Source organism: Flavobacterium aquidurense (assembly GCF_001404985.1).
GTDB lineage: Bacteria > Bacteroidota > Bacteroidia > Flavobacteriales > Flavobacteriaceae > Flavobacterium > Flavobacterium aquidurense_B.
The window spans coordinates 77153-95705 of sequence record NZ_JRLF01000014.1 but is presented as its reverse complement, the minus strand read 5'-3'; the positions used below and the strand labels follow the sequence as shown (position 1 = coordinate 95705).

Sequence of the window (18553 nt, the reverse complement as noted above, 5' to 3'; positions counted from 1 at the left end):
AAAAATTAGCATTTGTATAAAAAGACTGAGATGAAAATCTCAGTCTTTTAAACAAGTACATACGAAAGTAAGTTTAAGTTAAGTTAAGTTTGGTTGTCAAAATAGCCCATGTTCACTGTGATTATGGGCTATTTTTTAATCATTTTGAATGGATTTGCAAAAAAGTTTTAATTATTAAAACACATACAATGAAAAAAAACGGCTTTATCATTACTTGTTTATGTTTTTCTCTAGCTGTTTTTTCACAGCAAAAAAATCAAAAACAGCAACAGGCATTTACTACAAATAACAAAAAAATCACAGTGTATACCACTGCTGATAATACAAAATTAAGGTTAACCCCTACAGATAATTTATCTTTTACAGCATCTAAACAACCAGTAGAAACTGAGATTTCAGTTTTTGTTGAACCATCAAAAAAATTCCAGACTTTTATGGGAATTGGTGGTGCAGTTACGGATGCAAGTGCCGAAATTTTCGCAAAACTTTCAAAAGAAAAACAAGAAGAATTTTTAAATGCTTATTACGATACCCAAAAAGGAATAGGATATACATTACTGAGAACTACAATTCAAAGTTCAGATTTTAGTAGTGCGAGTTATTCTTATATCGAAGAAGGCGATAAAGATCTAAAGACATTTTCGATAGAACATGACAGAAAATATCGTATTCCGTTAATAAAACAAGCTATAAAAACAGCCGGAGGAAAATTAGTTACTTATGCAACTCCATGGTCGCCAAACGCTTTTATGAAAAGCAATAAAAATGTGCTTAAAGGCGGAACATTGCTCCCTGAATTTTATCAGCCGTGGGCAAATTTTTATGCCAAATTTATCAAAGCTTACGAAAAAGAAGGAATACCAATTTGGGGAACCTCTGTTCAAAATGAACCAATGGCAACACAAACCTGGGAATCTTGTTTGTATACTGCCGAAGACGAAAGAGATTTCCTGAAAAATTATCTTGGACCAACTCTTAAAAAAGAAGGTCTTGAAAGAATCAAAATTATTGCCTGGGATCACAATCGTGATTTAATGGTGCAAAGAGCAAACGTAATTTTCTCAGACCCTGAAGCTTCAAAATATGTTTGGGGAATAGGATTTCACTGGTATGAAACCTGGACAGGAGCACAGCCAATGTTTGAAAATGTTGCCAGAGTTCACGAAGCTTATCCAGACAAAAAACTGATGTTTACAGAAGGTTGTGTCGAAAGATTTGATGCTGCTAAATATCAATTTTGGCCAAATGCCGAAAGATATGGAACATCAATGATCAACGATTTTAATAACGGAACGGTTGGCTGGACAGATTGGAATATTCTTCTCGACCAATACGGAGGACCAAATCATGTTGGCAATTTTTGCTTTGCTCCAATACATGCAGATACCACAACGGGAGAATTAATTTATACTCCATCGTATTATTATATTGGACATTTCTCCAAATTCATTCGTCCAAATGCGGTTCGTGTGAGCACTGCGGTAAGCAGAAGTTATTTGCAAAGCACTTCATTTTTGAATCCAGATGGTAAAATGTCTACAGTGGTTATGAATCATACAGATAATGATATTACCTATAATTTAATAATTGCCACTCAAAAAACAGTAGTAAAAATACCGGCACACGCAATACAAACCTTAGTGTATTAATTTATTTTTTTTTAGTAGTTAAGGGCTATTTATTTAGCCCTTATTTTTTAATAGCATTTAAAAAATACGATGAAATCTACCCATAAAATTTTAATAATTCCAATATTAATCCTGCAATTATGTTGTTTATCAAAGGTTGCAGCACAATCTGGTATTGCTAAATCCAAATCGGATTCAAAAATTAATGTTTACACTACTGCTGAAAACACCAATTTAAGATTGTCATTATCAAATGATTTAATCTCGACTTCACCACAAACAAATTCAACTGTTTCTATAACCATAGATTCAAAAAAAACATTTCAGACTTTGTTGGGAATTGGCGGTGCAATTACAGATGCAAGTGCAGAGGTTTTTGCCAAATTATCACCAAAAAAGCAACAAGAATTTCTAACCGCTTATTACGATAAAAGCAAAGGAATAGGGTATTCTTTAGCGAGAACCAATATTCATAGTTGCGATTTTAGCAGCGAAAGTTATACCTATATTCAGGAAGGAGATAAAGATTTAAAAACCTTTAACATTGATCACGACAGAAAGTACAGAATTCCATTAATCAAAAAAGCAATTGAAACTGCCGGCGGGAAATTAACATTATTTGTTAGCCCATGGAGTCCCCCAGCTTTTATGAAAGACAATAATGATATTTTGCATGGCGGCGTTTTATTGCCTGAATTTGCTCAATCCTGGGCAAATTATTATGCAAAATTTATAAAAACATATGAAAAAGAAGGAATTCCGGTTTGGGGATTAACCATTCAGAATGAGCCAATGGCAAGCCAAAGATGGGAATCCTGCATTTATACGCCTGAAGCCGAAAAGGATTTTCTAAAAAACTTTCTTGGGCCAACTTTAGAAAAAGAAAATCTTGGTTCAAAAAAAATAATTATTTGGGACCATAATCGGGGAGACATGTTAATAGAAAGGGCCAAACTGGTTTTTTCAGATCCTCAAGTTTCAAAATACGCATGGGGAATTGGATTTCATTGGTATGAAACGTGGAATGGAGGAACACCAAAATTCGAATCTGTAGCGGAAGTCCATAAAGCTTTCCCAAACAAAAATTTGATTTTTACTGAAGGTTGTATCGAAAAATTTGATGCTGCAAAATTTCAGTTTTGGGGAAATGCAGAACGTTACGGGCTTAACATGATCAATGATTTTAATAACGGAACCGTTGCATGGACAGATTGGAATATCCTGTTGGATCAAAACGGAGGACCAAATCATGTGGGTAATTTTTGTTTTGCACCAATTCATGCTAACACTTCAAAAGATGAATTGATATACACACCAATGTATTTCTATATAGGTCATTTATCAAAATTTATCAGGCCAAATGCCAAACGAATCGAAGCAACTCTTAGTGATAAAAGCTTGCTAAGCACTTCGTTTAAAAATACCGACGGCAAAATTGTTACCGTTGTAATGAATGCATCTGATAAAGAAGTGGTTTATACCATCAAAAAGAATACACTAACAAAAACGATTACAATACCGGCTCATGCTATGCAAACGCTGGAATATTAGAGATTTAATTAATGAAATATTAATTTAAAATATTAAAATGAAAAATACGAAGTTGCTATTGCTGGCTTTATTAATTTGTGGAGCAGCATGGAGTCAGGAAACAAAAAATAAAAAATCAGATATTGATGCTAAAGTTTCTGAGCTATTGTCTAAAATGACCCTTGAAGAAAAAGTAGGTCAGATGACTCAGATTACCGTGACTATATTTGAAGATCCTGCAAAACCAGGATATTTTGATGCTGCCAAACTAAAGCAGGGAGTTCAGGATTATCATATTGGTTCTATCCTGAATGTGCCAAATCCCGGAGCGCCAACATTAAAAAGATGGCAGGAAACATTAACAGCAATTTCGAACGAAGCCAATAAATCAAGGCTTAAAATTCCGGTTTTATACGGGATAGATGCTATTCATGGCGCAAGTTATACTGCCGGAGCAACTTTGTTTCCACAGCAAATAGGATTAGCGGCAACATTTAATACCGACTTGGTAAAACGCGGAGCCGAAATTTCTGCCTACGAAACCAGAGCATCCTCAATTCCCTGGGTTTTTTCTCCAGATTTAGATTTTCCAAGAAATCCGGCATGGTCAAGAATGTGGGAATCATTTGGAGAAGATGCCTATTTGTCCTCAAGAATGGCTGTTGCTTTAGTAAATGGTTTTGAAGGAAATAACAATGTAGGTTCAAAATATAGTGTTGCCTCATGTATGAAACATTACATAGGTTATGGAAGCACAACTACCGGAAAAGACAGAACACCAAGTATTATACCGGAAAGACTTTTAAGACAATATGATCTAACAATTTATCAGGCTGCAATAAACGCAGGTGCAAAAAGTGTTATGGTAAGTTCTGGAGAAATCAACGGAACTCCGGTGCATGCAAGTAAACATTTGATTGCTGATATTCTTAAAAAAGAATTAGGTTTTCAAGGCGTAGTAGTGACAGACTGGAAAGACATTATTTACTTATATACAAGACATAAAGTTGCTGAATCTAAACGTGATGCAGTTCGTATTGCGGTGATGGCTGGTATAGATATGAGTATGGTTCCTGAAGAATTTTCTTTTTATACCGATTTAGTTGATTTGGTAAAAAAAGGCGAAGTGCCAGTTTCCAGAATAGATGACGCTGTTACAAGGATTTTAAGAATGAAATACGAATTGAATTTATTCCAAAATTCAGTAGCAGATCTTAAAGATTACCCGAAATTCGGATCAGCAGAGCATATTCAGGAAGCTTATAATACAGCTGCAGAATCTATTACTTTATTAAAAAACAGCGCTTCTGTTTTACCATTAAATAAAAACGAAAAAATATTAGTTACAGGTGCAACCGCTAATAGCATGAAATACCTTAACGGAGGTTGGTCATATACCTGGCAAGGTGAAAATTCAGATACATATGCAGCTGATAAATTTACAATACTCGAAGCTTTCCAGAATAAATTAGGAAAAGAAAATGTGCTTTATACACCAGGTACAGATCTTGAAAAAGAAGATGAAGCCGAAATTCAGAAAGCAGTAGAATTAGCTAAAACAGCGTCTAAAATTGTTTTGTGTTTAGGAGAAAAAAATTATACAGAAACTCCGGGAGATATCAGCAATCTGTATATGAGTCCGTCTCAGATAAAATTAGCTTTGGCCTTATCAAAATTAAACAAACCGATTATTTTAGTTTTAAACGAAGGAAGACCAAGATTGATCAGTGATTTCGAAGATAAAATGAGTGCTGTTATTCAATGTTATCTTCCCGGAAATGAAGGGGCAAGAGCATTGGTAGATATCTTATACGGAGATGTAAACCCAAGCGGAAGATTACCTTACAATTACCCAAAATATCCTAATTCATTAGAGAAATACAATAGAAAATATACCGAAAGTATTTCTGAAAATGAACAAAATAATGATGCCAAATACGAGAAAAGTTACTCTCCTCAATTCGAATTCGGGACAGGATTATCATACACCACTTTTGTCTATTCAAATTTAACAATTGACAAATCTGAAATCAATAATACAGACGAAGTAAATGTTTCTGTAGAGGTTAAAAACTCAGGGTCAAAAGCAGGGAAAGAAGCCGTTTTATTGTATTTGTCAGATAATGTAGCCAGTATTACACCGGAATTCAAAGCACTGAAAAGATTCGAAAAAATAAGCCTGAATCCGGGAGAAACAAAAACAGTAAAATTTACTTTGAACCAGAAAGATCTACAATTTGTAAACGAAGATTTGAAATGGATTTCTGAAAAAGGAACTTTTACCATTCAGATAGGAAATCAAAAAAAGGATTTCTTTTTAAAGTAGAAACAAAATGAGGATTCTGCAAGGTTTTGATGCCTTGCAGGTATTCAGTTTTAATGAAATAGCATGAAAAAAATCATAATCATATTCCAATTATTGCTTTCCATTACAACTTTTGGGCAAGGATTCCTGCATAGAGACGGGCAAAAAATTGTTGACGGTAATGGAAAAAACATCATATTAAGAGGTCTTGGCATAGGAGGATGGATGGTTCAGGAAGGATATATGCTGCAAACACAACCCTTTGCAAGTCCGCAATATGTGATTAAACAAAAAATTCAGGAAGTTGTTGGAGAACAAGGGACAAAAGAATTTTATGCCGCATACAAAGCAAACGGAATTACAAAACGTGATGTCGATTCTTTAGCTAAATGGGGTTTTAATTCGATTCGTTTACCAATGCATTATAACCTTTACACACCATCAATTCAGGAAGAGAAAAACGGAGAAATTACCTGGATAGAAGAAGGTTTTACCATGACCGATAATTTGCTAAAATGGTGTGCCGAAAATAGAATGTATCTTATTCTGGATTTGCATGCTGCTCCGGGAGGACAAGGTAATGATGCTGCAATTTCTGACTATGATACCACAAAACCATCACTTTGGGAAAGTGAAGCCAATCAGAAAAAAATGATTGCATTATGGAAAAAACTCGCTTCTCGTTATAGAGATAATCCATGGATTGGAGCATATGATATTATCAATGAACCAAACTGGAATTTCACCGGAACTAATAAAAACGGTTGTGACGAAAATTCAAACGGACCTTTGAGAGATTTAATGGTTCGGGTAACAAAAGCAATTCGTGAGGCTGATACCAACCATTTGATTTTTATTGAAGGAAACTGCTGGGGAAATAATTACAATGGAATTTTTCCTTTATGGGATGAAAATATGGCGTTGAGTTTTCATAAATACTGGAACTATAATACCAAAGAATCTATTAAAAAAATGTTGGATTACAGAATGCAATATAATGTGCCAATCTGGTTAGGCGAAAGTGGAGAAAATTCTAATGTCTGGTTTAAAGATGCATTAACATTAGTAGAAAGTAACAATATTGGGTGGGCTTTTTGGCCAATGAAAAAAATCGAAAATATTGCTGGCGTAACCTCAGTAACGAAAATTCCTGAATACGATGTTTTATTAAAATATTGGAAAGATGGTGGTCAAAAACCGTCGGTTGATTTTGCAAAAAAAGCTTTAATGAAAATGGCAGATAATTATAAAATGGAGAACGTAACAGTTAAACCGGATGTAATTGATGCGATGTTTAGACAAGTGCAGACTAATGATACGAAACCTTATATAAAACATATGATTCCCGGTAAAATTGCCGCAACACAGTATGATTTTGGCACAAATGGTTCTGCTTATCTGGATAAGGACTTTATAAATTACAGAGTAGAAACCGGAAAATTTGACGAATGGAATAAAGGAAACACGATGCGAAATGATGGTGTTGATATTTTACCATGTAAGGATTCAGGTTCAAACGGTTATCAGGTTTCTTTTATCGAAGATGGAGAATGGTTACAGTTTACGGCTCAAGTTGTAAAACAAAATACATACAAAGTTGCTATTCGTTATTCAAGCGAAAACTTAGAAGGAAAATTTTATCTGGAAACAGAAAACGGAAATAAATCACAAGTAATAACACTTCCGGCAACCGGAGGAAATGATAAATGGAAAACTATAGTTTTATCTGGTATAGAGTTACATGCAGGTATAAATAAAATCAAAGCCGTTTTTGAAAAAGGAGGATTCAATTTAAATTATTTAGATTTTTCAGAAGGTAAAAAAGTAAGTTCAAAAAAATAGCACAAGATTTTTAAGAGTAAGAAAGTTTTTTTTTGAAAGAAAAAACTTTAATAAATAATTATGTTGTATTTAATATTAATTATCGGAAAATATATAATTAACATTGTTTTAAACTTATTTTTTTTCTTTGAGGCCAGTGAAATGGTAGCTTTACGGAATTAAATTTTTTAAAATGAAAAAGATAAAATCAATTTTTTTAGTAGTATTTCTGTTTTTTGTAATTACACCGTTTTATAGTCAGAACTTAAAAATTATGAGCTACAATATCCGTTTGGATGTTGCCTCTGATGGAGAAAATGCCTGGCCAAACCGGAAAGATTATTTTGCCTCGCAAATTCAATTTTACAGTCCGGATATTTTTGGTGTTCAGGAAGCAACTCCCAATCAGGTTACAGATATAGCTTTGGCTTTGCCAAATTATAATAGATTCGGAATAGGCAGAGAAGAAGAAGGAAAAGGAGAAGCATGTACGATTTACTATAAAAAAGATCGTTTTCAGTTAGAGGAATCAAACACGTTTTGGTTGTCAGAAACGCCAGATAAAGTTTCAAGAGGTTGGGATGCAGCCTGCAATAGAATTTGTACGTATGGACTTTTTAAAGATTTAAAAACGAAAAAAGTATTCTGGGTTTTTAATCTTCATCTGGATCATATGGGTGAAATAGCAAGAGTAAAAGGAGTAGAATTGGTTCTTTCAAAAATGAAGGAAATAAATACTAAAAAATATCCCGCTTTTTTAATGGGAGATTTTAACTCAGAACCTGATACCAGACAAATTGTAGCAATAAAAAAAGTAATGGATGATACCAAAGATGTTTCGAAAGAAAAACCTTTTGGACCAACAGGAACTTTTAACGATTTTAAACATAATGAGCCTGTTACATTGCTTTTAGATTATATTTTTATTTCTAAAAAAAGTGGATTATCAGTTCAAAAACATGCAGTTTTAAGTGACTCTAAAGATTTAAAATATCCATCAGATCACTTACCTGTTTATATAGAAATTAATTAAATAAGAATGAAAAAATTAACCACATTTACCTTGTTGATGGTGTCCTTTTTTGCGGTTGCCCAACAGGAAACAATAGATCAGAAAGTAAATGCTCTGTTGAAAAAAATGACTATCGAAGAGAAAATTGGTCAGCTAAATCAGTATACAGGAGATAATTCTGCGACAGGGCCAATTACTATTAATCCAAACAAACAAGCCGAGATAAAAGCAGGAATTGTAGGTTCAATGCTGAATGTTGTTGGTACAAAATACACCAGACAATATCAGGAACTGGCAATGCAATCGAGACTTAAAATTCCTTTATTATTTGGTCAGGACGTAATTCACGGTTACAAAACTACCTTCCCGATTCCGTTGGCAGAAGCTGCAAGTTGGGATTTGGCTGCAATCGAATTAGCAGCGAGAGTTGCCGCTACAGAAGCTTCTGCAAGTGGTATTCACTGGACATTTGCACCAATGGTAGATATCGGCCGTGATCCTCGTTGGGGTCGTGTTATGGAAGGCGCCGGAGAAGACACTTATCTGGGATCTAAAATTGCTTATGCAAGAGTAAAAGGTTTTCAGGGAAATAAATTGGGTGATTTAAACTCAGTTATGGCTTGTGTAAAACACTTTGCAGCTTATGGAGCAGCAGTTGGCGGAAGAGACTATAACTCTGTAGATATGAGTGAAAGAATGTTGTGGGAAACTTATTTACCACCATTCAAAGCAGCACTTGATGCCGGAGCAGCTACTTTTATGAACTCATTTAATGACTTAAACGGAATTCCAGCTACAGGAAATGCACATTTGCAGCGCGATATCTTAAAAGGAAAATGGAATTTTCAGGGTTTTGTTGTTTCAGACTGGGGTTCGATTAGCGAAATGGTAGCACATGGTTATTCAAAAGACCTAAAAGCGGCGGCACTTTCTGCAATTACTGCCGGAAGCGATATGGATATGGAAAGCAATGCTTACAGATATAATTTAGCCAAATTAGTAAAAGAAGGTAAAGTATCTGTGGATTTAATAGATGATGCCGTAAAAAGAATTCTTCGCAAGAAATATGAACTGGGATTATTTGATGATCCGTACCGATATTCAGACCAAAAAAGAGCTGACAAGGCTTTAAATGATCCTGAAAATAGAAAAGCAGCTCTTGATGTAGCACAAAAAAGTATTGTTTTATTAAAGAATGAAAAGGAGACTTTACCACTTTCTAAAAACCTGAAAACAATCGCTTTTATTGGACCAATGGTAAAAGAATACAAAGAAAACATGGGATTCTGGTCTGTAGAATTACCTGAAGTAGACTACAATAAATGGATCGTTTCGCAATGGGATGGTTTACAAAATAAAGTAGGTAAAAACACCAAATTGCTTTACGCTAAAGGCTGTGAAGTAGATGGAGACAGTAAAGATGGTTTTGCAGAAGCTGTTGCAACTGCCAAACAAGCCGATGTTGTTATTTTGAGCATAGGAGAAAGACGTGACATGAGCGGCGAAGCAAAAAGCCGAAGCGATCTTCATTTACCGGGCGTGCAGGAAGATTTGATAAAAGCAATTCAGGCTACCGGAAAACCAGTTGTAGTGTTGGTAAATGCAGGAAGACCATTAATTTTTAACTGGACAGCAGATAATGTTCCGGCAATTGTATATACGTGGTGGTTAGGTACAGAAGCAGGAAATGCAATAGCAAATGTATTATTTGGAGATTATAATCCTTCTGGAAAATTGCCAATGACATTCCCGAGAGAAGTAGGGCAGGTACCTATTTATTACAATCATTACAGTACAGGAAGACCGGCAAAAACCGAAAGTGAGACCAACTATGTTTCAGCTTATATTGACTTAAAAAATTCACCTAAATTTCCGTTTGGATATGGTTTGAGTTATACTAAATTCAATTATTCAGATCTAAAATTATCTTCGGTTAAAATGAAAAATAATGAAACGATTAAGGTTTCTTTTCAATTATCAAATATTGGTAAAGTAGCCGGAGAGGAAGTGGTACAATTATACTTAAAAGACAAATTTGGATCTGTCGTTAGACCGGTTTTAGAATTAAGAGATTTCCAGAAAGTAAAATTAAATGCAGGAGAATCTAAAACAATAGAGTTTACAATCGACAAAGAGAAACTTTCATTCTACAATAATAAATTAGAGTTTGTTGCAGAACCGGGAGATTTTGAAGTAATGATCGGAGCTTCATCAGCAGATATCAAATTAAAATCTGATTTTGAATTGCTTTAAAAAAAACAAGATTAAATAAAAAATGGGCTTTATTAAAAGCCCATTTTTTTGTTATCATTACTTTACTAATTTCTTGAAATTAAATTTCATCAAATTCATAAAACCTTGTTCAATAATATCAATTCCAAGTCCAAAGTTACTATCTGCAACTTCATGATGGGCATTTCTGAATTCTTCAAAATCTGCTGCCGGAATTTCTAAATTTACCAACGGGGTATAATCAATATTAATAGTTGCACCATTTTTTGTAACTTTTTTACGGCTCGTATAATCAAAATACGGATTTTTTATGGTGCTTTCCTGAGTAGTAAATTTTTCTTCTACATCAATTCTTTGATCCGTATAAAGATTGATTTCATATTTTTCGTTGTCAAAATTATGCCAGAAAGCGATATCTGTGTGCAGAAAATCCCTTGCATTATTTTTAATTACATTTCGATCAAAATACATCAGGAAACGATTCTTTTGCGAGTCTACAAAATAAGGATCTTCAACAGTCGCTTTATACTGAATAGTGTATTCGTTCAATTGTTTGTCATCGCTTAAAGCTTCAATTGTTGCATCTTTGAATATGTTTCTAACATCAGTTCCGTTTCGGTCATTATTGTAATTCAGCGTATAAAAAAAGAAATTATTCCAGCTGTCTATGATTTCTCTTTTATTTGTGTTTTTAAAATACTTACGCATATAATTGGCACGGTTTCCTTTGTAAGTAGTGGTTAAGGAAAGTTTTCCAATATTGTTTTCTACATTAAAATCAGCCTTTTCATTTATACCGTAATATGGGAATCTATGTGGTTTTTTTAACTGTAAATCCTGATTTGGTTTAACTTCAAGATAATGCATAAAATAAATAAATCCGCGATTTTCAATCAACCCAAATTCATCACGGCTTGTTGCATCAATAAAATAGGTTTCGCCTTTATAATCGATTTTTACAATTACGTGATTAAAAGTAAGTAATGAAGGTAAATAATATTTCAGATAATGATCTGTATTAAAATTAACCAAAACTACTGAAGAATCTACCTTAATATAATCCAGGACTACTTTTAATAAAACCGATTTTGCTTTGCAATCTCCTTGTTTATTTTGATATGTCACAGAAGGTTCCTGCGGTTTGTGACCGTTCATTTCATCTGCATTGAAAACATAATAAACGTGATTTTGAACATAATCTATTGCAAACTGCAATTGCTCATCTTTATTGGTAATGGCATCCAGTTTTTCAACCAGATTTGGAGCAAAATCCTGTAAAGCCGCTTTATTGTATACATCTTCATATAAAGGAGAAATATAATTAGACAAGTCGATCCAGTTACTATCAGTTGCAAAATCAATAAAAGGAGCGACCTCACGATTTGAATCAACAAAATTGATGTAATTTTCCCTTTCGATCGTAAATCTTTGTCCTTTTTCCAGAGAACTGATTTCCGGTGCCAGTACATTTCCATCTTCATCCCTGAAAAAAGTTTTTTTATAGGCGATTGCTTTCTTACGGTCATTGATAAATGTAAATTTATAACTTCCGTAAGCCCAATATGTACTTGGACTCACCCAAACAAATTTTAAAAATTCCTTGCGCAAAAAGTCACGTTCAGTAAATACTTTTACGCGCGAATCTTCCATTATTAAAACGTCATAAAGACGTAAATCCTTAATGGTAATATTTATTTTTTTATTGCTGCTCAAAACGCCTCCGTCACTTTGATTTTCGCTGTCAAGGACTTTAATTTTTGTGTCAGCAATTTTATCAATTAAAACACCTTCTCTTAAAACACTTATTCTGTGTATGATATAAGTCTCGTTTTCTTCGACCACGACATCCATTACCGAAGCATTTTCGAGATTAGAGGGTTCATTAAGCGTATAAGCTACACACGCATATTCACTATTTTCTTCATCATTTGTATAATAAATTTTATCTAAAAAATAGCAATAGTCTCTTCCTTCATCTATTTGTTTACTTGCAAAATCTGATTCTTTAATGTAATCAATAAGTTGATTGTCATTAATATTAGCAGCCCATTCTGCCGGTTTTTGAATTTTGTAATTCTCTGATTGAATAAGATTTTCCATCGTTGTATTTTTATATTTTCAAATAATTAATGTAAGTATCCTTTTTTATTTTGTTCAGCCGAGGCAGACTATTTCAAGGAATACGTACTGATTGTAAAAAATTAATATGTTTAATTTTCTTAATAAATTTGCATCATTTTATTGACATTGACAATCCAAATTAAAAAAATATCTGTTTTTATTATTGTTCAACTTAAAAATTAAGTGAAAATAAAAGATTTTCTAATACTTATGTTTTGACTTTTAGGCATTTGTATAAAGTGTTTTTATGTAAAATAAAACTGATATTTTTTTTGTTCCATAAAAAAACCTTGCTTTTTTAGCAAGGTTCAGTAACTTTTAGACCAGTAATTTTGGATAATTCATTCAATTAAAATTGAAATCGCCCATTATGCTTTAGAAATTATTTCAAAACAGTATGTATAAAATCCATAGCGCCTATTCCTTTATATGAAGCAAACAATGCTTTATCAAAAGCTTCACGTTTTGCTTTTTTATCTTTTGCTTCAGTTTCAACAATCATTTGGTTGAAAATTCTTTCCTGCTCCTCGCTATATTTTAAAGAAGCTTCTAACAAATATGTCTTAGAAACAAAACCGAATGAAGTCCAGATTTTTGTTCTAATTTTTTCATTTAAATTTTTTAACAGATTGGTACTCATATCTCCTGCATTAACTTTCGACTTTTTTAATTGAATTAAATAAATTACAAATACAAAATTTCATGTAATATTATTCTTTCTGTAAAATAAAATAATAACAAATTATTTTTTAATTGTGTTATAATGACGCAATGTAATTATTTTTTTGATTCGATTTTAATTTTAAGTGAAAATTATGATTGATACATTTTGGAAATTCTGTCTTTTTTACGGAGATAAAAAACTCAATTGTGAGAAAATGTTTCTCATTTATAAAAATGCCTTAAATTGCATCTTCATTTAAGGATGAAAACAGATTTAAGAAAAATGAAAGGAATAATAGAAAATAACGAAAATTACCAACCAGGACTTTCGATTGATTGTGTCATTTTTGGTTTTCATGATAATCAGCTAAAAGTTTTGTTGATTAAAACTCCTTATGAACACAAATGGTCCTTACCTGGCGGATTTATTCCTATTGATGAGGATATAGATACAGCGGCAGTAACTGTTTTAAATGAACGTACAGGAATAGATGGTATTTTCCTGCGACAATTTGCAGCCTTTGGAAAAGTAAAACGCAATGATCAGCATTTTGGTAAAGCAGTTTTAGAGCATTATAAAATTCCCGAAGAAGCAGGAAAATGGTTCACGCAACGCTTTGTAACTATTGGATATTATGCCCTGGTTGATTTTTTAAAAGCCATTCCGCAAAAAGGAAACAGTCAGGAAATTATAGATTGGATTGACCATAAAGAAGTTCCTGAACTTATTTTAGATCATAAACAAATTCTGGATAAAGCCTTGAATACCCTTAGAATCGAATTGAATTTAATGCCGATTGGATATAACTTATTGCCTGAAAAATTTACCATTCCGGAACTTCAGAAATTATATGAAACCATTTTAGACAAAAAACTGGACAGAAGAAATTTTCTAAGAAAAATCACCAACATCGGAATCCTTACAAAACTCGATGAAAAGAAAAGTAACGTCGCACACAAAGCACCAAACTTATATACTTTTGATAAAGATAAATATGATGAGGTTCTTAAAAATGGTTTAAATCAGGGTTGGTAAGAATTCAAACTTCATTTTAAAATCAGCAATTATGATAACAATTGAAACATTCAGAACTTTATCATTGTCATATCCAAATACAACAGAAGAATTACATTTTGAGAAAACGTCTTTCCGAATCAATAAAAAAATATTCGCCACTTTTGATGAAAAGAATAATCAAGCCGTTTTAAAATTAAACGAAATCGATCAATCGGTTTTTTGTGCTTCAAGCGAAATGAGTTTTTATCCAATACCTAATAAATGGGGAAAACAAGGCTGGACAATTGTCGAACTTTCAAAAGTAAGACCAGAAATGTTTGAGGATGCTTTAAAGCTTTCCTATCAAAATGTTGCATCAAAAAAAAGATAATCTACGAACTGGCAAACCTAACAGGTTTACTCAACAATAGTTCTAAAAGTTAGATTTACTCTTGGTTTCGATGTTGTTTTTGTTGGCGGTAATCGATGTAGCCAATGCGTTTGTGTTGTATCTTTCATAACTAACAAACTCCCATGTTCTAAAATTAAAGAAACAGTTTCTTTGGTTTCTTTATGTTTGAAAGCAAACTTTCTTTCAGCCCCGAAACTAACCGAACCAATAGCGCCATTTTTCTTCAAATCCTTTTCGGCATCACTGTGCCACGCCATTCCTTCGTCGCCGGAATGATATAAATTAAGCAAACAGGAATTAAATGTTTCTCCTGTTTTTTCTTCAATGACAGCTTTTAGTTCCAATAATTCCTTTGTCCACGCAAGTGCTTTTTTGGTGGTATTCGAATACGTATATTCAAAACCCGAATCTCCGTACCAGGCAACTTTACGTTTCGTAACAATTAATTTTCCAAAGATTATGGCTTCATCATTTTTCCATTCAATATTATTGAGTAATACATGGAGATAATGATTTGAATCTTCTCTTGAAAACAATTTGCCATAATAATTAACGGTTCCGTCTTTAGGAAGCAAATTCGTAGTTTCGTCAGTTTCGGGATTAAATAAGTCCATTTTTCCAGTTTTGATATTCGGTTTTCATGCAATGTCCGCAAGGTCTGAAACCATTTTCGATGGCTTCATTTTCAGATAAAAAGAAAACCCGGTTTTCGCGTTTCATTCTTTTACCCGAAGAACATTTTAAAGTGCCGTAGATTTTTAGTTTTCGGTTTCCACCAAAGCAAATTTCGGTATTTTTAATTTTAATCCGGAGATCTGAATCTGAAATTTTGTAATGTTGAATCATTTGTTTTTGTAGATGTTTTTATCGTAGAGACGCACAGCAGTGCGTCTAACGTTAGGTAATTAATCATGACGACAATCTTTGCGTAGACGCACTGCTGTGCGTCTCTACAGATATACTGTGTGTTAAAACCTCTGAACCTTTGTGCCTCTGTACCTTTGAAGCTCAACTTAACGCATCATGAAAAATAATCCCCAAGGTATGCCGCTCACCAGAATGAATCTCGCTCACGCCATGTTTCATATTCACGCGATAATATCCTTTTGTACCTTTAACAGGTCTGAAATTGGTTGTAAAAACTAAAACATCTCCTTTTTTCGGTTTCAGTACAATTGCTTTAGATTGCGCTCTGGGAGTTTGTTGCGTTAAAACGAATTCACCGCCGGTAAAATCTTTGTCAGGTTCATTCAGGAAAAGCACAATTTGAATTGGGAAATATACATCACCGTATAAATCCTGATGTAAGGTATTAAAGCCGCTTTTGCCATATTTTAAAATTAAAACAGTTGCTTTTAACTGATTATTTGAATGACATTGTTCTAATAGTTTTTCATGACTTTCTGGAAAAAAGGTGTTTATATTCAATGCTTTCATCCACGCGTTTGCAATTGGGGCAAGTTTAGGATAAATCGATGATCGAATTGTCTGAATCAAATCAGGCAACGGATAATTAAAATATTTATATTCGCCTAAACCAAAACGATAGCGTTCCATTACAACTGTTTTTCGATATAAATTAGGATTATCATAATCAAATTTTAGATCTTCACATTGTTCATTATTCAACACGTTTTGAATGATAGCAAATCCATTTTCGTGCATAGATTCGGTGATGCTTTCCCAATTAAGAGAAGCAATTTTAGATTGTATATTCTGCATTTTTATAGTGTTGCTATTTCACAAAATATGGTTGATAATTCTTCTGGTTTACTAAAAAAAGGAGAATGGCTGGTTGGCATAGAATATACTTTTTCGCAAATAGTTTCAGTATACATTTTTCTTTGAATAAATGGTGTTACGGCTTTGTCCTCAGTACATTCTATATAAAAACGACGAACGCTGCCATATTTATCTTCGGATAATTCTAAAGGTGTAATTCCTGTCGCTATCGGTTCATGACTCAATAATAGCTTTGCCATTTGTGTTATAGAATCTTCACAATCATGATAGAGACCTTCTTTGTAGATTTCTGTTTGTAAAGTATGCGAATTTAACTCTGGAAATCGGGTTACATACGGTTTTAAAACACCATCAATATCCTGAACAGAATATTCGCTTTGGGTTTTGCCATCCGGAATTAAATAGGCAGCGAGATAAATCAGTTTTTCTATTTTTTCAGGTCGGTATTCCGCAACTTGCGAAATCATGATTCCATTTTTACTATGTCCAACAAGTATTACCTGCTCATCCAAAGTATCAATTAATGTGCAAATTTTCTCTACCGAAGTTTTTAATGTTACGTCCTGAATGGGTGTTTTGTCTCTTCCCATTCCAGGCAAATCTATTGCAATTGCTTTATGACCTTTACTTTCTAAAACCGGAATAACTTTGTGCCAATTCCAGGCGCTATGCCATGAACCATGAATTAAAATAAATGTTTTCATCTCTGTTAAATTTAATATTTATGAGACAAAATTACCTTTGCATTCAGGGAAATAAAATCTGTTTCTTGCTCAATTACAAACTAATTTGCGCACCTTCCCAACCAATTATAGCAGTTTTACGGGTGTTTCCCCACATGTATCCGCCAAACGTTCCTGAAGATTGAATTACACGATGACACGGAATTAAAAAAGCTACAGGATTGCTGCCAATTGCAGTTCCTACAGCACGAGATGCATTTGGCTTTTCTATTTTTTGTGCAATCGAACCATAAGTAGAAAGTTGTCCCATTGGGATTTTTAATAACGTTTCCCAAACTTTCAATTGAAAATCGGTTCCTTTTAAATGCAGTTTTATTTCAGGCAATTTACTCCAGTCATTCTGGAAAATAAACAAAGCATTTTGCTGTAAAGAATCTAGTTTTCTCGAAAATACTGCATTTGGAAATTTATTTTTGAGATCCTCAAAACCAGTTTCTTCATCTTCGGCGAAAGCCATAAAACAAACTCCTTTATGGGTCGATGCAACGATAATGTTTCCAAACGGACTTTCGGCGAAACTAAAATTTATTTCTAAATTTTTACCGCCATTTTTATATTCCGCAGGAGTCATTCCTTCGATGTTTATAAACAAATCATGCAAACGGCTTGTTCCTGATAATCCGGTATCAAAAGCGGCATCAGATAAAGTAGCATTATTATTTTCTTTGAGTATTTTTTTGGCGTGTTCAACACTAATATATTGCAAGAATTTCTTAGGACTCGTTCCTGCCCACTCTGTAAACAAGCGTTGAAAGTGGAACGGACTTAAATGTACTTTCTCGGCAACCTCGTCTAAGTTAGGCTGTTCCTTAAAGTTGACTTTAATATAATCGATCGCATCGGCAATTCGATTATAATTGATGTTTTCCTGTGTGTTCATTTTCATTCAATTTTATAATACAAATATCAACAGGATTCTGTGGCTATAAAATCCGAAACTTGCGCAATTTATTGTTGTTTTATTTTGTTTTCAGGTTTTGAAGTAACTTGTAAATTTTTCTAAAATTCGAAATTAATGCGCCGTAGTTTTCGAAAATACATTGATTACAACAACTCCAATCATAATTAAAGTTAATCCAATTATGGCCGGTAAATCTGGAATTTGTTTAAAGAATACAGCACCAATTATAGTAATTAAAACAATCCCAACTCCGGACCAAATAGCATAAGCAATCCCAACAGGAATGGTTCTAATGGCAAAACTCAAAAAGTAGAACGCAGCAAAATAACCCACAATTGTAATAATGCCTGGAATAAACTGTGTAAATTGTTCTGATTTTTTTAATGCCGAAGTAGCAATGATTTCGAATATAATGGCAATGCCTAAAAAGAAGAAATTTTTCATA

Annotated in this window: 16 protein-coding genes; 8 read left to right on the top strand and 8 right to left on the bottom strand. The window is 33.4% G+C overall.

Annotated features, from left to right (window positions below; genetic code table 11):
- Positions 1–188: 188 nt before the first annotated feature.
- From RC62_RS15970 to RC62_RS15945, 6 genes are all read left to right on the top strand, one after another.
- On the top strand, positions 189–1649 hold the full coding sequence (locus tag RC62_RS15970) for a glycoside hydrolase family 30 protein (RefSeq protein ID WP_055096992.1): 1461 nt from the start codon (positions 189–191) through the stop codon (positions 1647–1649).
- Between the two features lie 69 nt (positions 1650–1718).
- A complete protein-coding gene (locus RC62_RS15965; RefSeq protein WP_055096990.1) occupies positions 1719–3179 on the top strand; it encodes a glycoside hydrolase family 30 protein in 1461 nt (486 codons plus the stop codon).
- A gap of 37 nt (positions 3180–3216) precedes the next feature.
- Positions 3217–5484, top strand: a complete 2268-nt coding sequence (locus RC62_RS15960; RefSeq protein ID WP_055096989.1) for a glycoside hydrolase family 3 N-terminal domain-containing protein — start codon at positions 3217–3219, stop codon at positions 5482–5484.
- A 63-nt stretch (positions 5485–5547) separates the two neighbouring features.
- Positions 5548–7305 (top strand): cellulase family glycosylhydrolase, encoded by a 1758-nt coding sequence (locus RC62_RS15955; protein WP_055096987.1) that lies wholly within the window; start codon positions 5548–5550, stop codon positions 7303–7305.
- A gap of 172 nt (positions 7306–7477) precedes the next feature.
- Entirely contained in the window at positions 7478–8317 is an 840-nt protein-coding gene (locus tag RC62_RS15950) for an endonuclease/exonuclease/phosphatase family protein (protein WP_055096983.1), read from the top strand.
- 6 nt (positions 8318–8323) lie between these two features.
- Positions 8324–10549, top strand: coding sequence for a glycoside hydrolase family 3 N-terminal domain-containing protein (locus RC62_RS15945; RefSeq protein ID WP_055096981.1), 2226 nt, complete (start codon positions 8324–8326; stop codon positions 10547–10549).
- A 57-nt stretch (positions 10550–10606) separates the two neighbouring features.
- Here RC62_RS15945 and RC62_RS15940 read toward each other — a convergent pair whose 3' ends face one another.
- The gene (locus RC62_RS15940; protein ID WP_055096980.1) at positions 10607–12628 is read right to left on the bottom strand and encodes a DUF3857 domain-containing protein; all 2022 of its coding nucleotides are present in this window, start codon (positions 12626–12628) and stop codon (positions 10607–10609) included.
- 403 nt (positions 12629–13031) lie between these two features.
- Positions 13032–13289, bottom strand: coding sequence for a hypothetical protein (locus RC62_RS15935; protein ID WP_055096979.1), 258 nt, complete (start codon positions 13287–13289; stop codon positions 13032–13034).
- Positions 13290–13595: 306 nt separating this feature from the next.
- Between RC62_RS15935 and RC62_RS15930 the strand changes: the two genes are divergently transcribed.
- Entirely contained in the window at positions 13596–14348 is a 753-nt protein-coding gene (locus RC62_RS15930) for an NUDIX hydrolase (RefSeq protein ID WP_055097739.1), read from the top strand.
- A gap of 31 nt (positions 14349–14379) precedes the next feature.
- Positions 14380–14700, top strand: coding sequence for an MmcQ/YjbR family DNA-binding protein (locus RC62_RS15925; protein WP_055096978.1), 321 nt, complete (start codon positions 14380–14382; stop codon positions 14698–14700).
- Between the two features lie 26 nt (positions 14701–14726).
- Here RC62_RS15925 and RC62_RS15920 read toward each other — a convergent pair whose 3' ends face one another.
- From RC62_RS15920 to RC62_RS15895, 6 genes are all read right to left on the bottom strand, one after another.
- Positions 14727–15335 carry an alpha-ketoglutarate-dependent dioxygenase AlkB family protein gene (locus RC62_RS15920; RefSeq protein WP_055096976.1) on the bottom strand — a complete coding sequence of 203 codons (609 nt, stop codon included), beginning with the start codon at positions 15333–15335 and terminating at the stop codon, positions 14727–14729.
- Positions 15322–15567 (bottom strand): Ada metal-binding domain-containing protein, encoded by a 246-nt coding sequence (locus RC62_RS15915; protein WP_055096974.1) that lies wholly within the window; start codon positions 15565–15567, stop codon positions 15322–15324. The genes RC62_RS15920 and RC62_RS15915 overlap by 14 nt, the downstream gene beginning before the upstream one ends.
- Positions 15568–15729: 162 nt before the next feature.
- Positions 15730–16443: a 2OG-Fe(II) oxygenase gene (locus RC62_RS15910; protein WP_055096971.1), complete on the bottom strand. Its 714-nt coding sequence runs from the start codon at positions 16441–16443 to the stop codon at positions 15730–15732.
- Positions 16444–16445: 2 nt separating this feature from the next.
- Entirely contained in the window at positions 16446–17168 is a 723-nt protein-coding gene (locus RC62_RS15905) for an alpha/beta fold hydrolase (protein ID WP_055096969.1), read from the bottom strand.
- A gap of 73 nt (positions 17169–17241) precedes the next feature.
- A complete protein-coding gene (locus RC62_RS15900) occupies positions 17242–18087 on the bottom strand; it encodes a methylated-DNA--[protein]-cysteine S-methyltransferase (RefSeq protein WP_055097737.1) in 846 nt (281 codons plus the stop codon).
- 132 nt (positions 18088–18219) lie between these two features.
- Positions 18220–18552 (bottom strand): DMT family transporter, encoded by a 333-nt coding sequence (locus RC62_RS15895; RefSeq protein WP_055096967.1) that lies wholly within the window; start codon positions 18550–18552, stop codon positions 18220–18222.
- Position 18553: the final 1 nt, after the last annotated feature.

Coding starts and splice junctions, on each gene's coding strand:
- RC62_RS15970 (WP_055096992.1), top strand. CDS start 189: ATGAAAAAAAACGGCTTTATCATTACTTGTTTATGTTTTTCTCTAGCT.
- RC62_RS15965 (WP_055096990.1), top strand. CDS start 1,719: ATGAAATCTACCCATAAAATTTTAATAATTCCAATATTAATCCTGCAA.
- RC62_RS15960 (WP_055096989.1), top strand. CDS start 3,217: ATGAAAAATACGAAGTTGCTATTGCTGGCTTTATTAATTTGTGGAGCA.
- RC62_RS15955 (WP_055096987.1), top strand. CDS start 5,548: ATGAAAAAAATCATAATCATATTCCAATTATTGCTTTCCATTACAACT.
- RC62_RS15950 (WP_055096983.1), top strand. CDS start 7,478: ATGAAAAAGATAAAATCAATTTTTTTAGTAGTATTTCTGTTTTTTGTA.
- RC62_RS15945 (WP_055096981.1), top strand. CDS start 8,324: ATGAAAAAATTAACCACATTTACCTTGTTGATGGTGTCCTTTTTTGCG.
- RC62_RS15940 (WP_055096980.1), bottom strand. CDS start 12,628: ATGGAAAATCTTATTCAATCAGAGAATTACAAAATTCAAAAACCGGCA.
- RC62_RS15935 (WP_055096979.1), bottom strand. CDS start 13,289: ATGAGTACCAATCTGTTAAAAAATTTAAATGAAAAAATTAGAACAAAA.
- RC62_RS15930 (WP_055097739.1), top strand. CDS start 13,596: ATGAAAGGAATAATAGAAAATAACGAAAATTACCAACCAGGACTTTCG.
- RC62_RS15925 (WP_055096978.1), top strand. CDS start 14,380: ATGATAACAATTGAAACATTCAGAACTTTATCATTGTCATATCCAAAT.
- RC62_RS15920 (WP_055096976.1), bottom strand. CDS start 15,335: ATGGACTTATTTAATCCCGAAACTGACGAAACTACGAATTTGCTTCCT.
- RC62_RS15915 (WP_055096974.1), bottom strand. CDS start 15,567: ATGATTCAACATTACAAAATTTCAGATTCAGATCTCCGGATTAAAATT.
- RC62_RS15910 (WP_055096971.1), bottom strand. CDS start 16,443: ATGCAGAATATACAATCTAAAATTGCTTCTCTTAATTGGGAAAGCATC.
- RC62_RS15905 (WP_055096969.1), bottom strand. CDS start 17,168: ATGAAAACATTTATTTTAATTCATGGTTCATGGCATAGCGCCTGGAAT.
- RC62_RS15900 (WP_055097737.1), bottom strand. CDS start 18,087: ATGAACACACAGGAAAACATCAATTATAATCGAATTGCCGATGCGATC.
- RC62_RS15895 (WP_055096967.1), bottom strand. CDS start 18,552: ATGAAAAATTTCTTCTTTTTAGGCATTGCCATTATATTCGAAATCATT.